This is a genomic window from Fervidobacterium islandicum (assembly GCF_000767275.3).
In the GTDB taxonomy this organism is placed as follows: Bacteria; Thermotogota; Thermotogae; order Thermotogales; family Fervidobacteriaceae; genus Fervidobacterium; species Fervidobacterium islandicum.
Genome location: NZ_CP014334.2, coordinates 710,092 through 733,595 on the forward strand (window position 1 = coordinate 710,092; position 23,504 = coordinate 733,595).

Below are 23,504 nucleotides of genomic sequence, written 5' to 3' on the forward strand. Positions count from 1 at the left end.
TAAGCTCCTAATGGAAGTCTATCATCTACAGGGAACATAGTCAAAACTTTTTGAAATGAAAAATCAGGAATGTCTTCTTTTTAATCGCAGGATAGTAATTAATGTTTTGTAGCATTCAACGGCACTTCTGTATGGTATAATTAATAGTGAAGAAGTGAAAAAAAGATAAATGAGGAGGGGGCTTTTGTGTTAAAAAAATCCGAATTGAAAAACTTTTTCAAATCTCCAGAGTATAGTCCCATGACGTTCAAAGAATTGTGCAGGCATTTTGAAATCACTGAGCAAAGAGACAAACAAAAACTCAAAGCGATGCTCGAAGATTTAGTCAATCAAGGGTACATTTTCAGAGGCGACGACGGGAGATACACGCTAACTAAAGGGAATCTGCTCACTGGAATAATTGAGTTCACAAGAAGCGGTAATCTCGCTTTCGTAACGACCGATGACGGGTCAGAAATCGCTGTTCCTGTTGAGAAAACAAATTATGCAATGCACAAAGATAAGGTTTTAGTTCAGATTATAGGAAAATGGTACGAATTACCGGAAGGGAGAGTTGTCAAAGTACTCGAGAGAGGGATTAAGCAATTCGTCGGCGTTTTCCAAACAAGAGGACAATTTGCTTTCGTCATCCCCGATGATCCGAAACTGCCGTTCGAGTTCTCTATCCCAGTCGAGGAGATAAATGGTGCGAAACCTGGAATGAAGGTTGTCGCTGAAATCATCAGATATCCATCTCCAACGAAATCTCCTCAAGCGCGCGTGGTTGAAGTGCTTGGAAAAGTCGAAGACCCGGCTACTGATTTCCCAACAGTTGTTATTAAGCACAATCTCCCCGTCGAATTTCCGGAAGAAGTGCTTAAAGAAGCTGCTGCTTTACCAGATAGCGTTCAAGAAGAAGACCTGGAAGGTAGATGGGATTTTAGAAATGAAGTGATAGTAACAATAGACGGACCTGATGCAAAGGATTTTGACGATGCGGTACAGGTAAAGAAGCTCCCAAACGGTAATTACCTTCTTGGTGTACACATTGCAGATGTATCACATTACGTAAAGCCGGGGACTGCACTGGATAACGAGGCGTACAACAGAGCAACGAGTGTTTACTTAGCAGATAGGGTTATCCCTATGCTACCATTCAAACTTTCGAACGGTTTGTGTAGTCTTGTGCAAGGTGAAGATAGGCTTGTGATGTCGTTGATTATGGAAATCAACAAACAAGGTGACGTTGTAGACTACAAGGTTGGAAACGGGGTGATCCGAAGTTACAGAAGGCTCGTGTACGATGATGTCAATGCCTTCCTTGAGGGCAGAACAGAAGGTGATAAACTCAAAGACTTGGCCGAACACATATATTTGATGAAAGAATTGAAAGACATTCTGAGGGAGAACAGAAGAAGAAGGGGTGCTATACTCGACATCGAAGGCGATGAGGTAAAAATCATCCTTGATGAGAAGGGTCACGCAGTTGATATAGTACCGAGAAGACGCGGTGAGTCCGAGGTAATTATCGAAGAGTTCATGATAAAGGCAAATGAAACCGTTGCCGAAATATTCCACAACGCGGGCATTCCTTTTATATACAGAATACACGAAGAACCAGATTTTGATACGATGCTCCAGTTAAAGAACTACCTAAGTGCGCTGGGGATAAAAATGAAACTCCCGCAACAAATACACCCAAGAGTTCTCCAAGAACTTCTTGAAAAGACAAAGGACCACCCTCTCAGAAGCAGTATCCAAAGGCTCTTGGTTCGTTCAATGAAACGCGCGATATATTCACCGAGCAATGTGGGACATTTTGGCCTTGCATCAGAAGCTTATACTCACTTCACTTCACCAATTAGAAGGTATCCAGACTTGATTGTCCACAGATTGCTGAAGCTGTACTTGGAAACTGGTGGCGCAATATCTAAAAAGGAGCTTAAAAAGCTCGAAAAGTACCTCGCCAAGGCTGCTGTTCACTGCAGCAAGAGAGAAAGGGTTGCCGATGAGGCAGAGTGGGATTACGAGGCATTGAAGAAGATCGATTACATCTCAAGGCACATTGGTGAAGTGTACGATGTTGTTGTAACATCGGTCACAAAGTTCGGTATGTTTGTTGAAATACCTGATAAATATATCTCCGGTTTAATCCACGTTTCAACTCTTGATGATTACTATTACTACGATGAGGTCAAAAGCATTCTCGTCGGTAAACGAACTGGAACGGTTTATAGGATCGGTGACGTGCTGAAAGCGAAAGTTGTAAGAGCAGATAAGGTGAGAATGGAGATCGATTTTGAAATAGCTTCAGCTGAAGACCTTAAAAAGCTTGAGAAACAAAAATCGGGTAAATCAATCCAGGCAGAAAGTGAATCAGAAATAGATAAGCTTATAGAAGGCGTGAAAATCAAGGAGAAACCAAGTAAGAAAAAGGATAAGAAGGATAAAAGAGGGGATGGCGATGGTTCCAGAAAAAATAAGGGAAGAGGTAGAAAAGCTAAGAAGAGAGATTGAGTATCATAACTATCGTTACTACGTTTTGGCAAGCCCAGTTATAACCGATGAAGAATATGATAAATTAATGCAAAGGCTTATCGAGCTTGAGGAAAAATATCCGGAACTCAGAACGCCAGATTCACCAACCCAGAGGGTTGGTGGTCAGCCTATTGAAGGTTTTGAAACAGTTGAGCACAGCGAACCAATGCTGAGCTTGGATAACACCTATAACGAGGCTGAAATACTGAACTTCCATGAGCGCGTCAGAAAAACGGTTGGAGATGTTGAGTACGTTGCCGAACTGAAAATAGATGGAGTTTCCATTGCTCTCAGGTACGAGAACGGATTGTTGTTAAAAGCAATTACAAGAGGTGACGGATTAAAAGGTGACGATGTTACAGCTAACGTGAAGACCGTGAAATCTATCCCTCTTAGACTGCCGGAGCCGATTACGATAGAAGTTCGTGGCGAAATATTCATGCCCGTGAGTTACTTTGAAGAGTACAACCAGCAAAGGGAAGAAGAAGGCCTTGCGCCCTTCGCAAATCCAAGGAATGCAACTGCAGGTACGCTCCATCTATTAGATCCGGCAGAAGTTGCAAAGAGAAATTTGGACTCGTTCATGTACTACGTAGTTAAACCACAGCAGTATGGGTTGAAGAGTCAGTGGGAGGCCTTGGAATTTCTCAAAAAATTACACTTCAAAGTAAACCCACACAACAAACTGTGTGAGTCGATAGAAGAGGTCATTGAGTACTGGCGCAAGTGGTCCAAGGAAAGAAGCAATCTTGAATACTGGATCGATGGTGTAGTTGTAAAGGTAAATGATTTTGAAAAACAAAATGAACTTGGCTGGACTGCAAAATCACCGCGTTGGGCTATCGCATTTAAATTCCCCGCTCAACAAGCACGGACAAAAATTATAGCTGTGTCCTATCAAGTGGGCCGCACAGGTGTGATAACTCCTGTTGCCGAATTCGAGCCCGTTGAACTCGAGGGTACTATCATTAAAAGAGCTTCTTTGCATAATTTTGACTATATAAAGGAAAAAGACATAAAAATAGGTGATTATGTTTTGATAGAAAAAGCCGGGGGTATAATTCCTCAGGTCGTCCATGTGGTTAAAGACTTAAGAACTGGGCAGGAACAACCTATAACCGTTCCCGACAACTGTCCTGTATGTGGTGGTCCCGTAGGAAAGGAATCAAAGGAATACGTTGCGTACAAATGTTTAAATCCACACTGTCCGGCGAAGTTGAAAAGACATTTGGAGGTTTTCGTTTCGAGGCAGGCACTCGATATACAAGGTCTCGGACCGAAAATTATTTCAAAGATCGTTGATGCAGGTTTAGTTAAAGACATAGCTGATATATTCTACTTGACAGTTTTTGACCTCGCACAAATTAGTGGTCTTGGACCTAAGATGATTTCAAACATACTATCGCAAATTGAGAAAGCAAAATCCGTGAGTTTTGACAGATTGATTGTTGGACTTGGAATTCCTGGTGTTGGTGAGCGCACAGCCAAGATATTGGCAAGGAAATTCCGCTCGCTGGATGAAATCACGAATTCTACAATAGCTGATTTATTGTTAATAGAGGGCATAGGTGAGGACACAGCAAAGAGTATATACGACTATTTCAAACTTCCAAAGACGAAGGAAATTATAGAAAAACTTAAAAAGGCTGGTGTGAACACAAAGAGCGATATCGAAGTCAAGGAAGATGTGCTAACTGGTTTAACTTTTTGCGTAACAGGAACGCTTAAATCTTTCTCAAGGGAAGAAATAAAGAGATTCATCGAATCTTTAGGTGGTCACTTCACCGATAATATTTCCAAGAAAACGGATTATCTAATCGTTGGTGAAAACCCCGGAAGTAAGCTACAAAAAGCGCAGAAATATGGGGTCAAAACCATAACTGAAGACGAATTTCTACAAATGGTAGAAGAAAGAAGAGCGCAAAAGGGTGGACAACAGGAATGAGCCAAAAAGAAAAAGTTTTTGCTCTTTTGATGTTTGGTGGCATTGGTTCACGATTTGGCTGGGATAAACCTAAACAGTTCTACGTTATCGACGAAATTCGCAATAAAACTCTGTTGGAATTCGTTGTTGAAAAGTTTGTTAATTTCAAGCTTTTTGATAGAATAATTATTGTCTGTCCCGAAAACTATTTGAGTGAATCAAAGACATTGCTTAGTGATTACATTAATCTGGTTGATTTTGTTACTGGCGGGGGCACTAGAGAACACTCCGTTTGGAACGGACTAAACTTTTTAAAAGATTTAGCAGGTCAAGAGGATATCGTTGTTATTCACGATGGGGCAAGACCTCTTGTAAGTAAGAAGATTGTTCAGCAAAATATAGAGGCTGCAAGGGGATATGGAGCTGTGGTGACTGCGATAAACACGACGGAGACAGTAAGCTATTCGGAAGACGGGAGTAAGGTCGATGAAATAATTCCACGCAGTAAGGTGTTTATCCATCAAACACCGCAAAGTTTCAAGTATCACCTTATCAAATCAGCTATGGAGTCCCAATTAGATTCTTTGCATCTTTTTACCGACGAAGCGTCGATAGTATTAAACGCAGGGCATGATGTTTACTACGTCACTGGAAGCAGGTTAAACCTAAAAGTTACAACAATGGAGGATATGATTTTTCTTAAAAGACACTTGGAAGATGATAGTCTTATCTAAGGAGACGCAATAATCTTAGCCGATATAGGAGGAGATTTGCTTGGATGTAAAGAAGATTCTGAAAAACGTACTAATAGCACTGGTAATAGGAATAGCCATAGTGAATATCATAGGCATCTTCTTTGCAAAACAGAATCCGATAATAGCGCTCAAGACCTATCCTTTTAAAGCCGTTCTGGTTCTCATACTTTTACTTAGTTTGGATTATGCTTCACAGTCCATAAGAACGGTAATAGTCTTGCGTAGTTTGGGCTACAAAATAACATTCTTTCAATCCCTTGAGAACTTTTTTCTTACCGTGTTCTTTTCCTTCGTAACCCCAATGTCAATAGGTGGTCAACCTCTGCAGATCTACCATTTTACCAAATTGGGAATTCCCTCCCACGAAGCTACTAACATTTCTTTGACGCGAATGTTCGAAGGTGTGTTTATTACATTTACAGTAAACATGATAATGTTGAAAACAATACTCAGAGAACTTAAAAACACAGTAGGTTTGTCCGTGATAATGGTTGGCTTTTTAGTTACGCTGGGAATAACAGTTGCAGGTATTTTAGCTTTTACTAACAAGAATTTTCTTTTCTCTGCTTTTAAATTCTTCTCACGGATGACGAAATCAAAGAAACTTGAGGAAAAAGAGAAAAAGGCATTAGAATGGCTTGACAAAATGACAAAGTCCACAAAAGAACTGTTTCGCAAAAACTACTGGACCCTAATAATAGATTTCGTACTCGGGTTGGTGATATCGCCTATCCCGGCGTTTATGCTGAAATACTCTATCGAAGCGGTGAGCAGTGTAAAAGTGCCACTTACAGTTATCTGGGGTGCGTTTAACATGCTTAACACTATAGTGTTTTATATCCCAACACCAGGTTCAAGTGGCGGTGTTGAGGGTTTTTACCAACTGATTTTCTCCCATCTCTACGATCCGAAATCTGCAATGACTGGGATATTTGTATTCAGGCTTGTAACTTATTATCTAATTATACTACTTGGAGTTTTCTTTATGTGGAGATTTGCAAGATTCAGGGAGGAGGTGTCGCACGTTGATGGAGTCAAGAATGAAAATGAATCAATCCAATCTTCTGTGGATGATAATAAGTGATTCGCATGATAACATATCCAATGCGAAAAAATTTATGGAAATAGCGAGACAAAGAGGAGTTACCCACATATACCATTTAGGAGATATCGTTTCACCTTTTATGGCTCCGTACTTTCTTGCAGAAGAAATCAAGTTCTTCGGGATATTTGGTAACAACGATGGTGAGAAATTATTCCTGATGCAAAAATTTCAAAACACGCTTCACAACCAACCGTACGAAAAAGAAGAAGAAGGTTTCAGAATTTTTCTTATGCATGAACCGTACGCGCTGCTTCCTGCAATAAAGTCCCAGTTGTACGACTTCGTGTTTTACGGTCATACACACCAATTGGATATTAGAACTGAAGGAAGAACATTGGTGATTAACCCAGGCGAATCCTGTGGCTACCTCACTGGAAGGGCTACGGCTGTTATTCTTAGGCCTGAAACACGTGAGTATGAAGTCATCGAGATTTAGGGTTTTTAGAAAAAGTTTATCAGTAGTCAGTAATGCGTTTGAAAGTTTCCTCGAAAACCTCCTAAATCTGGTCACGGATACTGAGTGTATAGTTTGTGGTTCACCAAGCCATGGAAAAAGGCTTTGCACTGAATGTGCATTAGTTATAGACGGACCTCCTGCTGTAACGACCAAGAGAATTGGTACAGCTTCAGTACACTATTTTGGATTCTACGAGGAAAGGCTCAGGGAGTTCATAATATCCTACAAATTCAAAAATCATCACTCGCTTGCCAAAGCTTTTGCAAAAATGCTTTACAGTACCATTCAATCAAACAAGCTTTCAATAGACCTAATCACTTACGTGCCAGCTACAAGGAGTGCAAAGAAGAAACGTGGATACGACCATATGAGACTGATAGCAAAAGAGCTCGAAGTCATATCAGGTCTACCTTCGATAGACGCATTAAGAGCCGTCCGTGAAACCGACCAATTGCTAACAAATGATAGAGCAGAAGCTGTTAAGGGGAAGTTCGCTTTAACGGATAATTCGACGTATCTGAACGGCAAAAAAGTGCTTTTAATAGACGATGTTTTAACAACGGGGAATACTATGCTGGAAGCTGCGAAAATCTTGAAAGGTGCAAAACCAAAGGAAATCTATCTTTGTGTGATAGCTCTAAACAGGGGTTAATAAAAAGTCATAAGGTGTTGGGAGGGAATCGTATGGATAATGCTCATAACATGCAAGAGGTATACATAACAGAGAACACAAGTTTTGAAGAGATCGCAGAACATTTTCCGTACTTAATACAGCCTTTACTTGAAAGAGGTATTAAAGTAATAGTATGCGGAGATGTCAAATGGGGAACGATAGGCGAAGAATTAGAGAGGTTAGGCTTGGAAAAACAAGAAATTTTGAGGGAACTGAATGAAATTGCAAGAAAACAGGGTGGACCCGTCCGATCCTTCAAACTGGATATTTAAAAATGTTAATGAAATCTGAGTGGTTTGGTGGTATAATAATTTGCTACGGTGTACGAATTTCGAGAATATTATTCCCATCCAAAACATCACTTTTTATAGCAGGAGGTGCAGGGTATGAAGAAGTTCCTTTTGGTTCTATTGTTGGTTCTCTCAGTAACGTTCTTTGGTGCAACGAAAGTAGTGTTCTGGCACGCTATGGGTGGAGCACAAGGAGACACACTTAACCAGATCGTGAAGGCATTCAACGAATCGCACCCAGATATCGTTGTTGAAGCAGTTTACATAGGCAACTATAACGCTCTGCAACAGAAATTACTTGCAGGTGCTCAGGCAGGGCAACTTCCAACGATTTCACAAGCGTACGCAAACTGGACAGCGAAATTGCTCCAGAGCAAGATCGTCGAACCACTGAACAAGTACATGAACGATCCAAAGATAGGTATTACAAAAGCTGAGTGGGAAGATGTTTTCAAAGCATTCAGAGACAACTGTACATGGGGTAACACAGTTTATGCCGTTCCGTTCAACAAGAGCCTTTACATCATGTACTACAATGCAACCGCACTTTCAGCAGCTGGTATAAGCGTTCCGAAAACAATCAACGAACTGCTCTACTCTGCAAGAGCTCTTACTAAAGATAAGAACAAGGACGGAAAACCTGATGTCTACGGTTTTGCATTCAGAACAACGGTCGATACATTCCAGATATTCCTAATGATGCGCGGTGGGGATATTGTCAAAAAAGACAGCAGTGGAAAATACGTCTCTGCTATTGACTCACCTGAAACAAGAGAAGTTCTTTCTTTCTTCAAAAAGCTACTCGATGATAAAATCGCATTTGCACAAGGTGGATACCTCAACGATATATTCGGTCAGGGTACAGTCCTTATGTACATAGATACGATTGCAGGAAGAACGTACGTTGAACAATCAGCAAAAGGTAAATTCCAGTGGTCATGGGCACCAGTTCCCGTTTGGAAAACAAGAAACGTCCCATTTGCAGGAACAGACGTAATCATGTTCTCAACAGCCAAAGAAGAAGAAAAACGCGCCGCTTGGGAATTCATGAAATACCTCATTTCTCCAGAAGTTACGGCCTACTGGGCGGTTAACACAGGTTATCTACCGGTTAGAAGGTCAGCACTTCAAACAACAATTTGGAAGCAAGCAGCAAAAGCCGACCCACTTATCGAAATCCCACTGCAACAGATTGATAACGCAAAGATGGACCCGCAACTATCTGTTTGGACGGAAATTAGAAACGTTGTTAGCACAATGTTTAACGACTTCATAAACGGAAAGGTTGACATGGAAACTGCAATAAAGAAAGCAGACGCCGAAATTAAGAAATATCTTGCAGAAGAATACAAATAATTTTTAAAGAACTAAGTCCCCCTTTCGGGGGACTTAAAGATTTTTAGCAAATCCCACTTTTCGAAAAATGAAAAGTGGGATTTTATTTTCGAAGGTACTTTTGAGAAAAATTCTAATAAGACTTTCAGATTTTTCCCTTTCTAGGATCTCATTCCCAGTTTTTCCGTGTCAAGCTTGCCAATTTCTTTAAATTAAAGTAAAACGTGTAGTGACCAATAGCATTTGCGTCTATACCTTTTCTGTTCCCCTCGGGGTTGTCCGTCTCAGTCTCTGTTTCTCATTTAATCTACAAGTACCTTCTGTATTACTGCATTCTTGCAAATAAGAACAATATGAATAATCTAAAACCTAAATCCGATGCGTCTAGTTCAGGTCTACCCACATCTTTTCACCCTGATTAGTAAGCCACAGAGATTAGACTATTTTGGAAATCTACTGGTATAAATACATACAATGCTATCTAATGCCTTTTATTCCTCTACAAGTACTTTTTCATACTTTCCGTTGTTCGCATTTGCTTTGAAGCTTTCAAAATGGAAAAAGTCAGAAATACATACCGAGCTGGAATACAATACCAGTGGGACCGTTCGTGCCTAAATAAAGTGAGTATCCAACACTACCGTACACTCCCATCCTTGGATTGAATTCATATGTGACTAATGCTCCGCCAAAAGCACCAAATATATAGCTTAGGGATTCAAATGTATCCAGGTCAACTAAACCTATCAAAGAAAGTCCACCGTTCATGCCAACAGTTATTCTCCCCATTTCGAGAATATTTAAACCTGCTCCCATATTGAGATACACAGGCGTATAACCAGCGATGGAACCTAAGAATGTTCCAACACCAATGTAAAGCGGCAATGGTATCTCTTCTGTACTTCCCCATGCTGAAATACCAAGTCCAAAGTAGTTAGAAAACATTCCTAATCCGATACCGCCCTTAAATGGCATTACCGGAAATTCGGTTGCTACATCATATTCAGAAGGCATCGCTCCATACATAAAGGTAGTTATAACTGTTCCTTCGCTCTTGTTGTATCCGACAACCTTTACGTATCCAATTTCTCCTGAGGAAGTTTCAATTTGAAAAATGTATCCCTTCTTTACAATTTTTGGATCGACGCCTGATAATACTACCGTGTTGCCATTTATAGACTTCACATAAGCTTCCAGTTTGAAAATCTGTCGTAGTTCATACCATATGTCATTTGCAGTGGTTCTGAGTGCTTCGCTGATAGCTTTTTGAGCAGAATCTTTCGACGAACCCTCAGACTCCAATGTCTTGGATGCCAGTAAGCTACCATCTTCGATGTTGTAAAGCTTAATAGTGTAGCGCGAAACAGCAATGTATGACTTCGACTGGCTGCTCCAAAATGACGATAGTTCAGTCAAAGTCAGGAGCAATGCATACTTTGAACCTCCAAGCTTTCCAATTTGCAGTGCTTCTGATACACCAAACTCGCTCATGTTCCTTTCTTTCATAATCTGACTAAGATCCGCTCTTGGAAATAGTTGAAATCTTCCAAGTTCAAGCGCCTGCTCTTCCAATATCGCAAGAAGGTAGTCTACCTCATCCATGTTCCAACCACTGCCAACTTTAGCAGGTAGGATTACGAGTTTCACCTTTTCTGTTAAGGAAATCCCACCCGCTGAAAAAATTAGAGTTAGGAAAACTAACAAAAAAGCTCCGACAAGCAACTTAGATAAACTTGTTCTCATGCACAATCCCTCCCTTCGAGTTTTATAGGAAGTTACAACTTGGTCAATTATCCTAAACAATTATTTAGATTTGCTACTTTCGATTTTCGTTCAAATAAGTCCTGAAACTAACCTGCAAAAAATGCGGTACTTTAGGCAAGTTGTAGTGTTTTGCATTCCAATAATAACTTCAGAACATGGTATAATTGAATTAATCCTTAAGTAATCCTGAATGGATATTTGAATAAGCTTAAAAGAGGTGATAGAATGCTGTTAAGTGTCTCAAACTTGACCAAGTACTATGGAAAAAAGGTAGGAGTAGAGAATATCAGCTTTACACTCTCAGAAAAAGAAATACTGGGATTTGTCGGGCCGAACGGTGCGGGAAAGAGCACAACAATCAGGTGCATTATGGGGCTTTTAAGACCAAATAAGGGTTCCATTACGATGTTCAACCAGAAATTGGATAAAAGTAATTTCCAAAATCTCGTAAAGATGGTTGGATATGTTCCTGGAGAGGTTAGCTATTATGATGACGTAAGGGTAGAAGACATACTGAAGTTTTACAAGTCTTTCTACGAAAACTTTGATGATAATTACTGTGAAGAGCTTTGCAAAAGGTTTGATCTGCCCTTAAAAAAGAAGTTTGAAGAATTATCAACGGGAAATAAGAAAAAGGTCGCAATCGTTCAAGCAATTGCACATAAGCCAAGACTTATCATTATGGATGAGCCAACTAACGGTCTTGACCCATTCATCCAAAAGATGCTTTATAAAACACTTATCGAATTAAAAGAAAGTGGTGTTGGCATTCTCTTTTCATCTCATATACTGAGCGAAGTTCAACATCTCTGTGATAGGGTGATATTTATTAAAGAAGGGCACATGGTCGAACCGAAAGATTTCAGAAGAGACCTCAAGAAGATAGTGTTGACAGTTAATGAAAATTCCGCAGGTCTAGAGAAGATTATCGAGCGATATCCCGAAGTAACGGATTTGATAATTGAAAATAGCACAGTAACCCTTTATTTCAAGTGGAATAGCGTAAATTTCAAAAAGCTCATCAACGAACTCGAATTTGAAAACATTACCATTGAAGCTAAAGACACTCTCGTGTCCTCAGACATGAGTAGGAGTTAGTATGTTAGACAGCGGCTCATCTTCATAGAGCAAGAGGCTACGTTTATTCCATTCAATACCATATCGTCTGGTGCGTTAAGTACAGGCACAAAATCCTTACTGGAGACATAGAACGCAAGCTAATCGATATCCTCTACGAAATTGCAAAGGAGCAGGGTGTAACTGTACTAGCCTTACAGGCAAGCTTAGACCATGTGCACATATTAGTTGACGCATCGCCTCAGGTCTATATACCAAACCTTGTGAAAGCTCTGAAAGGTGTAAGTGCAAGGAGGTTGTTCCAAGCTTTTCCTGAACTGAAAACTCGTCTCTGGGGCGGTCATTTTTGGAATCCAAGTTACTTTGTGGTAAGTGTTGGCAACAACGTAGAAGAAAAAGTCAGACAGTATATTCTCTCACAAAAGGAGAGAAGTTAAGTTGATAGTCACGTACAGATATAGGATATATCCAAACAAGCAACAAAAACTACAACTTTCCAAAACATTCGGCTGCACAAGATTTGTGTGGAACTATTTTCTTGCTTGGAGAGAGGAAAGATATAAAGAACAAAAACTCGCAACCACTGAGGCTGAGTGTAGAAAACACCTAAATAGTGTGCTCAAAGAGCAGTATCCTTGGCTTAGGGAAGTCGATAAGTTTGCTCTGGAAGATGCATTGATAAGATTGGATAATGCATATAACAGATTCTTCAAGGGTCTATCCGGTAAACCTCACTTTAAGAAGAAAAAATCACACAGGTTTTCATATACAACGTATTCTACAAACAACAACATCCAGATTGATTTCGGAGTTATGGCAAAAGATAAGACCAAGAACCGCTGTTGGGGAAAAATAAGACTACCGAAACTTGGTTGGATTAAAGCACGAATACACAGAACGTTCAACGGTAAGATAAAGACTGCAACAGTTACGTTACTTCCCAGTGGACACTACTACGTTTCAATCGCTGTTGAGGTTGATAAAGTTAATAACAAAAACCAAACACCAGAGCCAATCAACTATGCAGTTGCACTCGACCTTGGACTTAAAAGTTTCCACGTGGATAGCAACGGTAATCGTGTCGAAGCACCGAAGGTGCTTGCTAGATATGAGAAAAAACTAAAGAAACTGCAAAAAGATTTATCAAGAAAGAAAGTAAAAAGCAAGAACTTTGAAAAAGCCAGAATCAAACTTGCTAAGCTGTATCAGAAAATATCAAATATCAGAAATGATTTTCTGGAGAAATTATCCTTGCAGGTGATTAACGAAAACCAAGTAATTATCTGCGAGGATTTGCGTGTTAAAAACCTGGTAAAGAACAGGCGGCTTGCAAAGAGCATACATGATGCATCATGGTCGAAATTTTTGCGAATGCTCAAATACAAAGCTGAGAGACGAAGCAGGATATTCATACAGGTATCGCCCAACTTTCCATCATCACAAACATGCAGTGATTGTGGATACAAGAACGAAGAAGTGAAAGACCTGAGTGTGAGAATTTGGGAGTGTCCAAGGTGTGGTAGTGTACACGACAGAGATTTCAATGCGGCGAGGAATATACTTGCAGAAGGTCTGAAGTTGCTTAGCGAGATTAATAAACCCGTAGGGCTGGGACGGTCCGAGCCGGAAGGCGATGCCTGTGGAGGCAAGACCTCTACTATCGGTGGTACGTCACTGGTAGCAAGTCTTGTCTGTGAAGCAGGAAGCTCGTGACTTCAGTCATGAGCAGTTCACAAGACCTTACTGGTTACCACAAATTTACTGATCTACGACTTGGCTATTGCGATATCTCTTTTCTACATGTGCAACACTTACAAGGTCAAGCCTTTTAGTACTACGCAATTCTGGTACATTGCACTTTCCTTCGGTGTTCATTTCTTTATGGCATTCATCGGAATAATTGCCTCAACGGTTACGCGAAAAAGGGTCTCAGCTGATGCAATTACAATTTTCTTGCTTGGCTTTTTCTATATAATTGGACTTATAGCCAGGATTTACGAAAAATATGCGTATTTGAAAAATCTAACACCATTTGGGGTATTTGACCCGGCCGATATAATAAAGACGGAATCATTCAATAACCTTGCCCTGATTTTGGTTTTTATCTTATACATTGCTGGAATTCTCTTTTCAGTAGTATATTATGAAAGAAAGGACATATACGCTTAGGTATTAGATGGAAAAAGCCCGCCGTTTTGGCGGGATTTTTGCTCTAAGGTTATTGAGGAAGATAACTTACAGGCTACCTGGGAAGTGACAAGCGACAAAATGCTCTGGCTTTACTTCTCTCAACTCTGGCTTTTCTTTCGAACAAGTCGGCTTTGCAACCGGACATCTTGGGTGGAATGGACATCCACTTGGTGGATTGACTGGACTTGGTACATCTCCCTGAAGTATTATCCTCTGCTTCCTGAACTCCGGATTTGGAACAGGAATAGCGCTCATAAGGGCCTTTGTGTAAGGATGCAATGGCTCGTCAAATAAATCTTTCTTCGGTGCAGTTTCAACAACCTTACCAAGGTACATAACAACAACCCTACTTGAAATGTATTTGATAAGCGACAGGTCGTGCGAAATGAAAAGATACGTCAAATCGTGTTCTTTTTGCAGATCCATCATCAAGTTTATAACCTGCGACCTGATTGAAACGTCAAGCGCTGCAACGGCTTCGTCTGCAATTATAAGTTTTGGGTTCATCAAAAGTGCCCTCGCGATACCAATTCTTTGCCTTTGACCACCTGAGAACTCGTGTGGAAATCTGTACATGTGGGTTGGGTGAATTCCAACCTCTTGGAGAGCCTTTCCAACAGTATCAATTGCTTGCTTTTTAGTTATCATTTTGTGAGCGAGTGGTCCTTCGGCAAGTATATTTTTAATCCTCATCCTTGGGTTTAGAGAACTGTAAGGATCCTGGAAAACTATCTGGATCTCTCGCCTAAAAGCCAGCCTTTTATCTTCGAGGTCACCTGTTAGATATTCAAGAAGGCCGTTTTCACCCTTCTTAGTGAATATATCGAAATACTTCTTATCGATATCGTCCTTTGGAACAAACCCTTTCTCTTTAAACCTCTCTATGTATGTTTTTCTTACGTAATTCTTAGCCTTCCATGTAGGAAGGAAATAGTGAGTGGTATCTTCTCCTTCCACAATTATTCGTCCGGATGTGGGTTCATAAAGTCGCAGCAGCGTCATACCAACCGTAGTTTTACCACAGCCGGACTCTCCAACAAGTCCTACGGTTTCACCTTTGTAGACATCGAAGCTTACACCGTCAACTGCCTTCACCCACGCCACTATTCGTCTAAAAACACCTGCACGGATGGGGAAATACTTGACAAGGTTATCTATTCTCAACAAAACTTCTCGTTCCGGTTTAACAACGCTGCCATTTTGAATAGCTGTCTGCTTGTTTTCCGTCATGCACCCTCACCAGCCTTGATTATCTTTTGAGCTTCCTCCAATTTGTGATAGAAGAAGCACCTTGAATGGTGTCCTGGCTCAACCTCGTAGAGATCAGGCATTTCGATTGTACATCTCTCTTCTTTGAAGTCGCACCTATTACTGAATCTGCATCCTGGTGGGAAGTGTAATGGGTCTGGAACCATACCCGGGATACTGTACAGCCTTTCTTGTTCAATGTCGAGCCTTGGTATGGCATTCAAAAGTCCCCAGGTGTAAGGATGTTTTGGCTTCTTAAATAGTGTCTTTACATCCGTAGTTTCCATAACCTTTCCGCCGTACATAACAACGACTCTGTCAGCATTCTCGGCAATAACGCCTACGTCGTGTGTAATAAGAATTATAGCCATTCCGTATTCCTTTTGAAGCTCTTTCATAAGCTCGAGTATTTGCGCCTGAATTGTAACGTCAAGTGCAGTTGTTGGTTCGTCGGCAATCAAAAGTTTAGGTCTACAAGAAAGAGCCATAGCTATCATTGCTCTTTGCCTCATTCCACCAGACAACTCATGTGGATATTCATCGACGCGCTTTTCCGGTTCTGGGATTCCAACTTTTCTCAGCATATCGATGGCCATCTGTCTCGCAGTCTTCTTATCCACATCCTGATGCAGGAGGATAGCCTCCATTATCTGCTCGCCAATTGTGAAGACTGGATTGAGAGCCACCATCGGTTCTTGGAATATCATAGCGATTTCATTTCCTCTAATCTTCCTCATTTCATCATCGCTCAGTTCAAGTAGGTTCTTCCCATTGAAGATTATCTGGCTACCCTCTTCAATCCTACCTTTGGGGTCAAGTAATCTCATGATGGCAAGGGAGGTAACACTCTTACCACTTCCGGATTCACCAACGATCCCAAGGGTTTCTCCTTCGTAAACATCGAAGTCAACACCGTCAACTGCTTTTACAACACCGTCTTCTGTATAGAAATACGTTCGCAGATTTCTTACGCTCAAAAGTGGTTGCTTGCTCAATTCATTCACCTCCAGCCATTCCACCAATTATTTCAATCTTGGGTCGAATACGTCTCTTAGAGCATCACCGACAAGGTTCCAAGCAAGAACAAACAAGACCATTGCCATACCTGGATAAAAGACAGCATACCAATAAGTGAAAGCAGAACCACTTGTTCCAAGAATCCAGTTCCTTGTGAAATTAAGCATCGAACCCCAGTCAGCGTATCCAAGTGGTGCACCAAGTCCCAAGAATGAAAGACCTGCTGCAGTAATAACGAGCGAACCCATACGCATCGATGCCTGAATGAGAACTGGGAATATCGTATTTGGTAACACGTGTCTCAAAATTATGAACAGGTCCTTAATTCCCAATGCCTTTGCTGCAAGTACGAACTGTTCCTCTTTTACTTGCAAAATATTCGCCCTGATAAGCCTTGCTGCACCCATCCAGCCGAAGACAGTCATAGCGATCATAACCTTATCAAGACCGTTACCAAGAATAGTAGTCAAAACCATCGCCGCCAAAAGAAACGGGATGGACATAAATACATCGGTAATTCTCATCAATATCTCGTCAATCCAGCCACCGTAATAACCTGCGATCGAGCCGATAATGATACCAAAGAGCGTTGAGAGTATCGTAACTGTCAAACCTATGTAAAACGCTGTCCTTGTGCCCCATACAACACCATAAAAGATGTCTCTTCCTTGGATCATACCAAACGGATGCTCGCGTGATGGTGGTACGGGCTCAGAACTCCATGTAATAATAGGCATTATGTATGGATTATCTAGTTTCATAGGCTTCCCATTTTCATCAATCATCATAGGATTTAATGGTTTTGCAATGACTGGTGCTAATATGGCAACTACGATAAAAAATATCAGAAGAGAAAATCCAAGAACTGCAGAAGGATTTCGAAGTATTTTCCTTAAAACACGTCTAAATTCTGTGTTCATCTTTGTTTTTGTTGCCGTCTCACTCATCTTTTGGCACCTCCTTAACCAAGTCTGACTCTTGGGTCAAAGACTGCGTAAAGTATATCGATAATGAGGTTACCGAGAACAAGAATTATCGAATAGAACAAAGTTGTTCCAAGTACCGTTGCATAATCGAGCTGAACAGCAGCTTCTGCTGCAAGCCTTCCTATACCTGTTCTATTGAATATAACCTCGATTATAACCGTACCGGACAACAACCCAATGACCATAGCACCTGCTACCGTTACAACCGGAATCATAGCGTTCCTTTTGGCATGTTTGTGAATAACGTCTTTTTCAGGAACACCTTTTGCCCTTGCTGTTCTGACATATTCTTTCGAAAGAACTTCAAGCATGCTGGACCTTGTAATTCTCAACAAGTACGCCCACCAGAGGAACGAAAGCGTTATAACAGGTCCGATAATGTGCCTAAGTGCATCCCAGAATATATCGAGCCTACCATTAATTAATGCATCAATCGTAAGAAGATGTGTAACTTTTAAATAGCCAGAAGATTTGACAATTTCTTCCGCCCACTGAGAAAGATTTCCTGGAGGGAACCAACCGAGAACGGAATAAAAGACCATCAGAACAAGCAAACCAAAGACAAAATCTGGGAAAGACCATCCAATGATCGCAATAATTCTGATGAAGTGGTCCAAGAACTTATCACGATTAACCGCGGCCGCTACACCGAGCCAAATACCAACTCCTACCACTGGGAAGAGCGCATAGAGTGCCAATTCCAAGGTGTATGGGAATCTGCTCCAGATAGCTTTCAACACAGGTTCTTTTCCTACCTGAGACCAGCCTAGGTCACCTTTGAGGGCATTAAACAACCATTTGGCATACCTCTCCACAAAAGGTTTGTTCAGCCCGTACTTCTCTTTCAGAGCCTCCAATTCGGACGGTGTCATCTTGTCAAACACGTTTGGGTTGACGTACGAAGCAAGAAGCTTATCTGGACCAAGTATTTGGAAGAGTGAGAAGATGATCAGTGATACACCAAGAACGATGAGTGGTAGCAAAAGCAGTCTTCTGATGATAAACGTAGTCAACTACATCCACCTCCCGAGGATATTTTGACGAAATTGCTTATTTAGACTAATTCTTAACTACATGAAACATTGCCGAGTTTTCCCTTGGTTAAATTATAACACCAATGAGCCGTTTATCAACTTACTTAACAGTATTTTAAATGTCTTTCAGGTAAGATAGTTCGTTTAATAAACTTTCAGCTGCCTTTTTTCCAATTAATTGCTCAATTTCTTCCCTTGACGCTTTTTTCAATTCAGCAATCGAAGAGTAACGCTCGAGCAATAATCTCTTCTTCTTAGGTCCTATCCATTTTACCTCATCCAAGAAACTCCTCAGTGACCTCTTTGTTGCCAGCTGTCTTGCAAACGTATTCGCAACCCTGTGCGTTTCGTCTCTGAGCTTAACCAAGAGTCTTAAAACGGGATGCTCGTAATCCAACCTTATATTCCCGTGGTTTGTTACGATGATTTCTTCTTCTTTGGCAAGACCGACCACGTCGCACTTTTTACCTATAATTTCAAGTGCCTCGTACGCTGCGTTGACCTGCCCAATACCACCATCAACGAATATTAGGTCTGGTAACTCATGTTTCGTGTATCTTCTTTTAATAAGCTGCCTTATGCTCTCGTAATCGTCTAATATATCACCCAATTTGTACCTACGGTATTCATCCTTTTTGACTTCCCCGTTTTCAAAAACAATAAGCGAAGCAACTGTGTTCTTACCGGATGTGTGAGATATGTCAACACCTTCTATTCTGTACGGAACCTTACTCAGTCCCAAGAGCTCTTTCATCTGCCTGAGCACTGCTTTGCTGGACAGAATGAGTCCGATCTCGTAGTTGAGATTTTCCACGGCTTTATCGAGCAGTTGGTAATAGAGCTCATCCTTTTGCGTTGGAACTAAAATCTTTATCCCAAGTATTTTCGACAACTTTTCCAGTTCTTTAGTCTTGTGCTCAACCAAGACAATCTCAGGTGTTTCTGAACCTTTCGACACATAGAACTGTTCTACAAAGTCTTCCAGAGTGCCTTCAAATTCGTAAAGTAGTTTACCAATTAGATATCCTGAGCGTATCCTCAAGACCAAATAAGTGTTGTCCTTACCGGCTATGACATCGATATTAACTTGCTCTGGTAGTACAACTCCCTGTGTTTCCATGACCTTATTGAAGTTCAACAGTACGTCTCTGTATTTTGCGGCATTTTCGAAATCAAGAAGTTTTGCGTGTTGCTCCATTTTAGATTTTACGTATTCAACAACATCCGAAAATTTCCCGCTCAAAACTGTCCTTAATTTCTCTAATCTTTTTTTGTATTCTTCAGTACTTTCTTCACCCACACACACTCCGGAGCATAGTCCGAGGTGATAATCCATGCAAGGTTTCTTTATCAACTTTAAATCTCTCTTACATGTTCTGAATTTGTAAACTTTCCTAAGTACTTCGAAAAGTTGGCGTGTAAAAGTAACATTAGTATAAGGACCGTAGAAACTGCCAGCACCTTTGCGAGAACGAACAATCTCCAAGTACGGAACCTCTTCATCACTTATGCGTATATACGGGTACACTTGCGTATCTTTTAGCATAGCGTTGTACTTAGGCTTGTATTCAAAAATCAAATTTGCTTCGAGAATGAGTGCTTCCTTCTCGTTTGAAACAAGTATTACTTCAAGGTCATCCGCTTCCTCAACTATTAACTTACTTTTTCCCGCAGTCGCCTTGAAGTGAGATGTCAAACGCTTTTTTAAATCTTTCGCCTTACCTATGTAAATATATTCCTTTTCTCTTTTGAACAAATAAACCCCAGGTTTGTGCGGAATATCATTTAAAACATCTACACTGAGCATAGCACACCTTCTCACCTCTTCTTTGCTCGATCACATTTACCTGCTGCATGTTCTATTATACTACCCTTCACTCAAGTTGCATATTCAACGCAAAAGTTAACTAAAGTTAATGAGTTTTTCCTTGAAGAAAAATCTATTTGAGAGTAAACTTAACATTGATTGGGTGAATTAGCTAAAAAAATCTCACACTGCTTGGTGGGGGTGCAATGATGCCTGAAAAGTATATAGTGGTAACAGGCGGTGTTCTAAGCGGAATAGGCAAAGGGATATTCTCAGCATCGCTTGCAAGGTTGCTGAAGGAAGTCGGAGTAGATATAAACGTTTTGAAGATCGACCCGTATCTGAATGTGGATGCAGGTACGATGAACCCAAATCAGCACGGGGAAGTCTTTGTTACCGACGACGGTTACGAAGCTGACCTCGACCTTGGCCACTACGAAAGATTCCTCGGTGTCAGCATGTCCAGAAGGAACAATATCACAGCAGGGCAGATCTATTCGACAATAATACAACGCGAACGCGAAGGAAAGTACCTCGGCTCTACTGTCCAAGTTGTTCCACACGTGACGTCTGAGATAAAGGAAAGAATCACCTCCATGCCAGGAAAGGTCCTATCGATCGAAATTGGTGGGACCGTCGGTGACATTGAGGGTGAAGTCTTCCTTGAAGCTGTAAGGGAACTTGCGTTTGAGAAGAACAGAAACGATTTCCTATTTATCCACGTTACATACGTGCCTTATCTCAGAGTAACAAACGAGTTTAAGACAAAACCAACTCAACAGTCTGTCCAATTACTTAGGAAGATAGGTATCCAACCCGATGTTATTGTTGTTAGAAGTGAAATGCCCATAGACTCCCAAAGCCTATACAAAATTGCGCTCTTCAGCGGAGTTCCAAGGGACATGGTCATTAATCTGCCGGATGTTGGCAACGTTTACCAAATTCCAGAAACACTCTATGAAGCACAAGTGCACAAGCTTGTTGCCAACAGATTGAACATCGAAATTCAAGACAAACCACTGAACTGGACTTATCCAAAGTCTTTCAAACCTTACAGAATAGCACTCGTTGGTAAATACCTTGGAACCGACGATGCTTACAAAAGTATCATTGAATCGATCTTCCTTTCCGGCGTTCAAAAACCAGTTGTGATAGATGCGCAGGAACTTGAGGAATTAGACGACGACGGCGTTGCGCAAAAGCTCTCCAGCTTCGACGCACTGATTATCCCTGGTGGATTTGGCAGGCGCGGAATAGAAGGGAAGGTAAAGGCTATCAAGTACGCAAGGGAAAATAAAAAGCCAATTTTGGGAATCTGCCTTGGAATGCAGCTGATGGTGATAGAATTTGCAAGAAATGTCTTCAACTTGAAAGGTGCGAACTCAACGGAATTCGATGTTGAAACACCTTATCCGGTTGTCAACATGATGGAAGAACAGAAGAAGATTATGAACCTCGGTGGTACTATGCGCCTTGGTGCGCAGAAAATGCAGGTCCTTAAAGGAACGAAGCTCTACAACATCTACGGACTGGAAGAGGTTTACGAAAGGCACAGGCACCGATACGAAGCAGACACGATCAATTTTGGCTACATGTACAAACTACCAGGAGAAGAAGGTTACAAGCTGACGATATCTGGAAGGTCCGAATTCCTTGAAGCGATTGAGCTCGATGACCATCCGTTTTTCGTAGGTATTCAGTACCATCCGGAGTACAAGTCAAAAGTGGGGTCACCGCATCCGCTTTTCACAGCATTAATTAAAGCGATAGAGGAGGTTACTAGGTGAGCGCGAAGAAGACAATCATCGCTGACTATCATATACATAGCCGTTTCTCCCCAGATTCTGAGTCGGAGATAGAAGATATAATCGAAACTGCATCTGAAAAAGGCATAAGGTACATCATCATCACGGACCATTACGAACTTGCCGATCAACATGCTAACACGATAAATGTGGATCTCTACCGAAACGTAATGGAGAAATACTCCCTTCCAGTTGGAGTAGAGCTGGGTTGGGATGGAATCAAAGAACTGAACATAGATACCAAAAAGTTCGATTACGTTCTACTATCACATCACTATGTGGAAGAACCCATAACCCAAGAGAGTTACAAAAACTACCTGTTCAGGCTGCTGGATATTATGCAACGTTTTGACGAATACCATGCGCTTGCGCATCTTGATTTTCCAAGAAGATACCACAGAACAAAAGAACCATTCTCGGTAGAGCTCTACGACCTAATAAGCGAAATTCTAAAGCTGGTTATAAAGAACGGGAAGATGCTTGAAGTCAACACCGCTACAATAGAACTCTACGGTGAACCGCATCCTTCAGTGGAAATACTAAAGCTATACAAATCACTTGGAGGGCGAAACATAACCATCGGTTCCGATGCGCACTCACTTGAGCAAATTGGCAGAGGCATCGAGAAAGGTATTGAAATACTCAAGGAATTAGGTTACAATAATATCTTAGTGTTCGACACTGAATGGCGAGAAGTAAGAATTTAAAAAGTTCTATCAAAATTATCTTCAAATACATCACATAGAGGAGGTTGGAAAGCATGCAAATTAGCGCTCAGATGGTTAAAGAACTTCGCGAAAGAACAGGCGCAGGTATGATGGATTGTAAAGCCGCACTTGAAGAAGCCAACGGCGATATGGAAAAGGCTATTGAGATACTCAGAAAAAAGGGTCTCGCAAAAGCTGCAAAAAAAGCGGGAAGAGAAACAAAAGAAGGTCTCATCATTTCTTACATTCACCACAACGGTAAAATTGGAGTCCTCCTTGAACTCAACTGTGAAACAGACTTTGTTGCCAGAACAGATGAATTCAAAGAACTTGGAAACAAAATCGCAATGCACATCGCAGCTATGTCTCCAAGATGGGTTAAGAGAGAGGACGTACCTGCGGATGTAATTGAAAAAGAGAAAGAAATCTACAGAGAACAACTCAAAGACTCAGGAAAACCAGCACAAGTTATCGAAAAGATAATCGAAGGTAAACTCGAAAGTTTCTATCAAGACAACTGTTTACTCGAACAAAAATACGCACTCGACCAGACAATAACAATCAACGACATGATCCAGCAAGCAATCGCAAAGATAGGAGAAAACATCCAAGTCTCAAGATTTGTTAGAATGCAGGTAGGAGAATAAGGCTTACACAAGGACAATCACAAACCACCGCAAATTTCTGATTTTGTTGCGGTGGTTTTTTATTTTCTTACTTTCATTTGCCATTTTCCGCAGTTCATCCTCTATTTTCTTCCTTTCATCCCGCCAGCGATAAAATTCGAGTGAATCGTGGTATAAAATATGCGTA

At 41.0% G+C, this 23,504-nt stretch carries 20 protein-coding genes and 1 pseudogene; 15 read left to right on the forward strand and 6 right to left on the reverse strand.

All coding sequences use genetic code 11. The features are described from left to right. Positions 1 to 186 precede the first annotated feature (186 nt). From rnr to NA23_RS03365, 8 genes are all read left to right on the forward strand, one after another. Complete coding sequence (rnr, locus tag NA23_RS03330) at positions 187 to 2,496, forward strand: ribonuclease R (RefSeq protein WP_033191114.1); 2,310 nt, start codon at positions 187 to 189, stop codon at positions 2,494 to 2,496. Further along, the gene (gene ligA, locus NA23_RS03335; RefSeq protein ID WP_033191113.1) at positions 2,444 to 4,462 is read left to right on the forward strand and encodes an NAD-dependent DNA ligase LigA; all 2,019 of its coding nucleotides are present in this window, start codon (positions 2,444 to 2,446) and stop codon (positions 4,460 to 4,462) included. Before rnr ends, ligA begins: the two co-directional genes overlap by 53 nt. Next, positions 4,459 to 5,175, forward strand: coding sequence for an IspD/TarI family cytidylyltransferase (locus NA23_RS03340; protein ID WP_033191112.1), 717 nt, complete (start codon positions 4,459 to 4,461; stop codon positions 5,173 to 5,175). The genes ligA and NA23_RS03340 overlap by 4 nt, the downstream gene beginning before the upstream one ends. A gap of 40 nt (positions 5,176 to 5,215) precedes the next feature. Then, positions 5,216 to 6,280, forward strand: coding sequence for a lysylphosphatidylglycerol synthase transmembrane domain-containing protein (locus NA23_RS03345; protein ID WP_033191111.1), 1,065 nt, complete (start codon positions 5,216 to 5,218; stop codon positions 6,278 to 6,280). Continuing rightward, positions 6,225 to 6,737 carry a metallophosphoesterase gene (locus tag NA23_RS03350; RefSeq protein WP_236938657.1) on the forward strand — a complete coding sequence of 171 codons (513 nt, stop codon included), beginning with the start codon at positions 6,225 to 6,227 and terminating at the stop codon, positions 6,735 to 6,737. Before NA23_RS03345 ends, NA23_RS03350 begins: the two co-directional genes overlap by 56 nt. A gap of 289 nt (positions 6,738 to 7,026) precedes the next feature. Next, positions 7,027 to 7,410: a ComF family protein gene (locus tag NA23_RS03355; protein WP_249477126.1), complete on the forward strand. Its 384-nt coding sequence runs from the start codon at positions 7,027 to 7,029 to the stop codon at positions 7,408 to 7,410. A gap of 32 nt (positions 7,411 to 7,442) precedes the next feature. Then, complete coding sequence (locus tag NA23_RS03360) at positions 7,443 to 7,703, forward strand: hypothetical protein (RefSeq protein ID WP_033191110.1); 261 nt, start codon at positions 7,443 to 7,445, stop codon at positions 7,701 to 7,703. Positions 7,704 to 7,817: 114 nt separating this feature from the next. Continuing rightward, positions 7,818 to 9,077: an ABC transporter substrate-binding protein gene (locus tag NA23_RS03365; protein ID WP_033191109.1), complete on the forward strand. Its 1,260-nt coding sequence runs from the start codon at positions 7,818 to 7,820 to the stop codon at positions 9,075 to 9,077. Between the two features lie 543 nt (positions 9,078 to 9,620). On the opposite strand, the gene NA23_RS03370 is transcribed toward NA23_RS03365, so the two are convergent. Then, complete coding sequence (locus NA23_RS03370) at positions 9,621 to 10,799, reverse strand: hypothetical protein (RefSeq protein WP_052107059.1); 1,179 nt, start codon at positions 10,797 to 10,799, stop codon at positions 9,621 to 9,623. Positions 10,800 to 11,045: 246 nt separating this feature from the next. On the opposite strand from NA23_RS03370, the gene NA23_RS03375 reads away from it, so the two are divergent. The 4 genes and pseudogenes from NA23_RS03375 to NA23_RS03390 all read left to right on the forward strand — a co-directional run bounded on the left by NA23_RS03375 (position 11,046) and on the right by NA23_RS03390 (position 14,066). Further along, positions 11,046 to 11,918 carry an ABC transporter ATP-binding protein gene (locus tag NA23_RS03375; protein ID WP_033191108.1) on the forward strand — a complete coding sequence of 291 codons (873 nt, stop codon included), beginning with the start codon at positions 11,046 to 11,048 and terminating at the stop codon, positions 11,916 to 11,918. A 14-nt stretch (positions 11,919 to 11,932) separates the two neighbouring features. Next, positions 11,933 to 12,334: pseudogene (gene tnpA, locus NA23_RS03380) on the forward strand (IS200/IS605 family transposase); the annotation flags it as partial. 1 nt (position 12,335) lies between these two features. Beyond that, entirely contained in the window at positions 12,336 to 13,610 is a 1,275-nt protein-coding gene (gene tnpB, locus NA23_RS03385) for an IS200/IS605 family element RNA-guided endonuclease TnpB (protein ID WP_203225733.1), read from the forward strand. A gap of 87 nt (positions 13,611 to 13,697) precedes the next feature. After that, complete coding sequence (locus tag NA23_RS03390) at positions 13,698 to 14,066, forward strand: hypothetical protein (RefSeq protein ID WP_249477128.1); 369 nt, start codon at positions 13,698 to 13,700, stop codon at positions 14,064 to 14,066. A gap of 66 nt (positions 14,067 to 14,132) precedes the next feature. On the opposite strand, the gene NA23_RS03395 is transcribed toward NA23_RS03390, so the two are convergent. The 5 genes from NA23_RS03395 to uvrC all read right to left on the reverse strand — a co-directional run bounded on the left by NA23_RS03395 (position 14,133) and on the right by uvrC (position 20,179). Further along, complete coding sequence (locus tag NA23_RS03395; RefSeq protein ID WP_052107056.1) at positions 14,133 to 15,317, reverse strand: ABC transporter ATP-binding protein; 1,185 nt, start codon at positions 15,315 to 15,317, stop codon at positions 14,133 to 14,135. Next, positions 15,314 to 16,330: an ABC transporter ATP-binding protein gene (locus NA23_RS03400; protein WP_033191106.1), complete on the reverse strand. Its 1,017-nt coding sequence runs from the start codon at positions 16,328 to 16,330 to the stop codon at positions 15,314 to 15,316. Before NA23_RS03400 ends, NA23_RS03395 begins: the two co-directional genes overlap by 4 nt. Before the next feature lie 27 nt (positions 16,331 to 16,357). After that, positions 16,358 to 17,272, reverse strand: a complete 915-nt coding sequence (locus NA23_RS03405; RefSeq protein WP_033192413.1) for an ABC transporter permease — start codon at positions 17,270 to 17,272, stop codon at positions 16,358 to 16,360. 41 nt (positions 17,273 to 17,313) lie between these two features. Continuing rightward, positions 17,314 to 18,351 (reverse strand): ABC transporter permease, encoded by a 1,038-nt coding sequence (locus tag NA23_RS03410; protein ID WP_033191105.1) that lies wholly within the window; start codon positions 18,349 to 18,351, stop codon positions 17,314 to 17,316. A gap of 136 nt (positions 18,352 to 18,487) precedes the next feature. Continuing rightward, complete coding sequence (gene uvrC, locus NA23_RS03415; RefSeq protein WP_033191104.1) at positions 18,488 to 20,179, reverse strand: excinuclease ABC subunit UvrC; 1,692 nt, start codon at positions 20,177 to 20,179, stop codon at positions 18,488 to 18,490. A gap of 209 nt (positions 20,180 to 20,388) precedes the next feature. Between uvrC and pyrG the strand changes: the two genes are divergently transcribed. The 3 genes from pyrG to tsf are packed head-to-tail and all read left to right on the forward strand — an operon-like array spanning position 20,389 to position 23,338. Then, on the forward strand, positions 20,389 to 21,966 hold the full coding sequence (pyrG, locus tag NA23_RS03420) for a CTP synthase (protein WP_033191103.1): 1,578 nt from the start codon (positions 20,389 to 20,391) through the stop codon (positions 21,964 to 21,966). Continuing rightward, positions 21,963 to 22,691: a PHP domain-containing protein gene (locus tag NA23_RS03425; RefSeq protein ID WP_203225734.1), complete on the forward strand. Its 729-nt coding sequence runs from the start codon at positions 21,963 to 21,965 to the stop codon at positions 22,689 to 22,691. Before pyrG ends, NA23_RS03425 begins: the two co-directional genes overlap by 4 nt. A gap of 53 nt (positions 22,692 to 22,744) precedes the next feature. Further along, the gene (gene tsf, locus NA23_RS03430; RefSeq protein ID WP_033191102.1) at positions 22,745 to 23,338 is read left to right on the forward strand and encodes a translation elongation factor Ts; all 594 of its coding nucleotides are present in this window, start codon (positions 22,745 to 22,747) and stop codon (positions 23,336 to 23,338) included. Positions 23,339 to 23,504: the final 166 nt, after the last annotated feature.

Excerpts from the sequence above, each read along its gene's own strand:
- ligA (WP_033191113.1), top strand. The coding sequence starts at position 2,444 with ATGGTTCCAGAAAAAATAAGGGAAGAGGTAGAAAAGCTAAGAAGAGAG.
- NA23_RS03375 (WP_033191108.1), top strand. The coding sequence starts at position 11,046 with ATGCTGTTAAGTGTCTCAAACTTGACCAAGTACTATGGAAAAAAGGTA.
- NA23_RS03405 (WP_033192413.1), bottom strand. The coding sequence starts at position 17,272 with ATGAACACAGAATTTAGACGTGTTTTAAGGAAAATACTTCGAAATCCT.
- NA23_RS03395 (WP_052107056.1), bottom strand. The coding sequence starts at position 15,317 with ATGACGGAAAACAAGCAGACAGCTATTCAAAATGGCAGCGTTGTTAAA.
- NA23_RS03360 (WP_033191110.1), top strand. The coding sequence starts at position 7,443 with ATGGATAATGCTCATAACATGCAAGAGGTATACATAACAGAGAACACA.
- NA23_RS03355 (WP_249477126.1), top strand. The coding sequence starts at position 7,027 with ATGCTTTACAGTACCATTCAATCAAACAAGCTTTCAATAGACCTAATC.
- NA23_RS03350 (WP_236938657.1), top strand. The coding sequence starts at position 6,225 with ATGGAGTCAAGAATGAAAATGAATCAATCCAATCTTCTGTGGATGATA.
- NA23_RS03370 (WP_052107059.1), bottom strand. The coding sequence starts at position 10,799 with ATGAGAACAAGTTTATCTAAGTTGCTTGTCGGAGCTTTTTTGTTAGTT.
- tsf (WP_033191102.1), top strand. The coding sequence starts at position 22,745 with ATGCAAATTAGCGCTCAGATGGTTAAAGAACTTCGCGAAAGAACAGGC.
- NA23_RS03340 (WP_033191112.1), top strand. The coding sequence starts at position 4,459 with ATGAGCCAAAAAGAAAAAGTTTTTGCTCTTTTGATGTTTGGTGGCATT.
- uvrC (WP_033191104.1), bottom strand. The coding sequence starts at position 20,179 with ATGCTCAGTGTAGATGTTTTAAATGATATTCCGCACAAACCTGGGGTT.
- pyrG (WP_033191103.1), top strand. The coding sequence starts at position 20,389 with ATGCCTGAAAAGTATATAGTGGTAACAGGCGGTGTTCTAAGCGGAATA.
- NA23_RS03390 (WP_249477128.1), top strand. The coding sequence starts at position 13,698 with ATGTGCAACACTTACAAGGTCAAGCCTTTTAGTACTACGCAATTCTGG.
- NA23_RS03365 (WP_033191109.1), top strand. The coding sequence starts at position 7,818 with ATGAAGAAGTTCCTTTTGGTTCTATTGTTGGTTCTCTCAGTAACGTTC.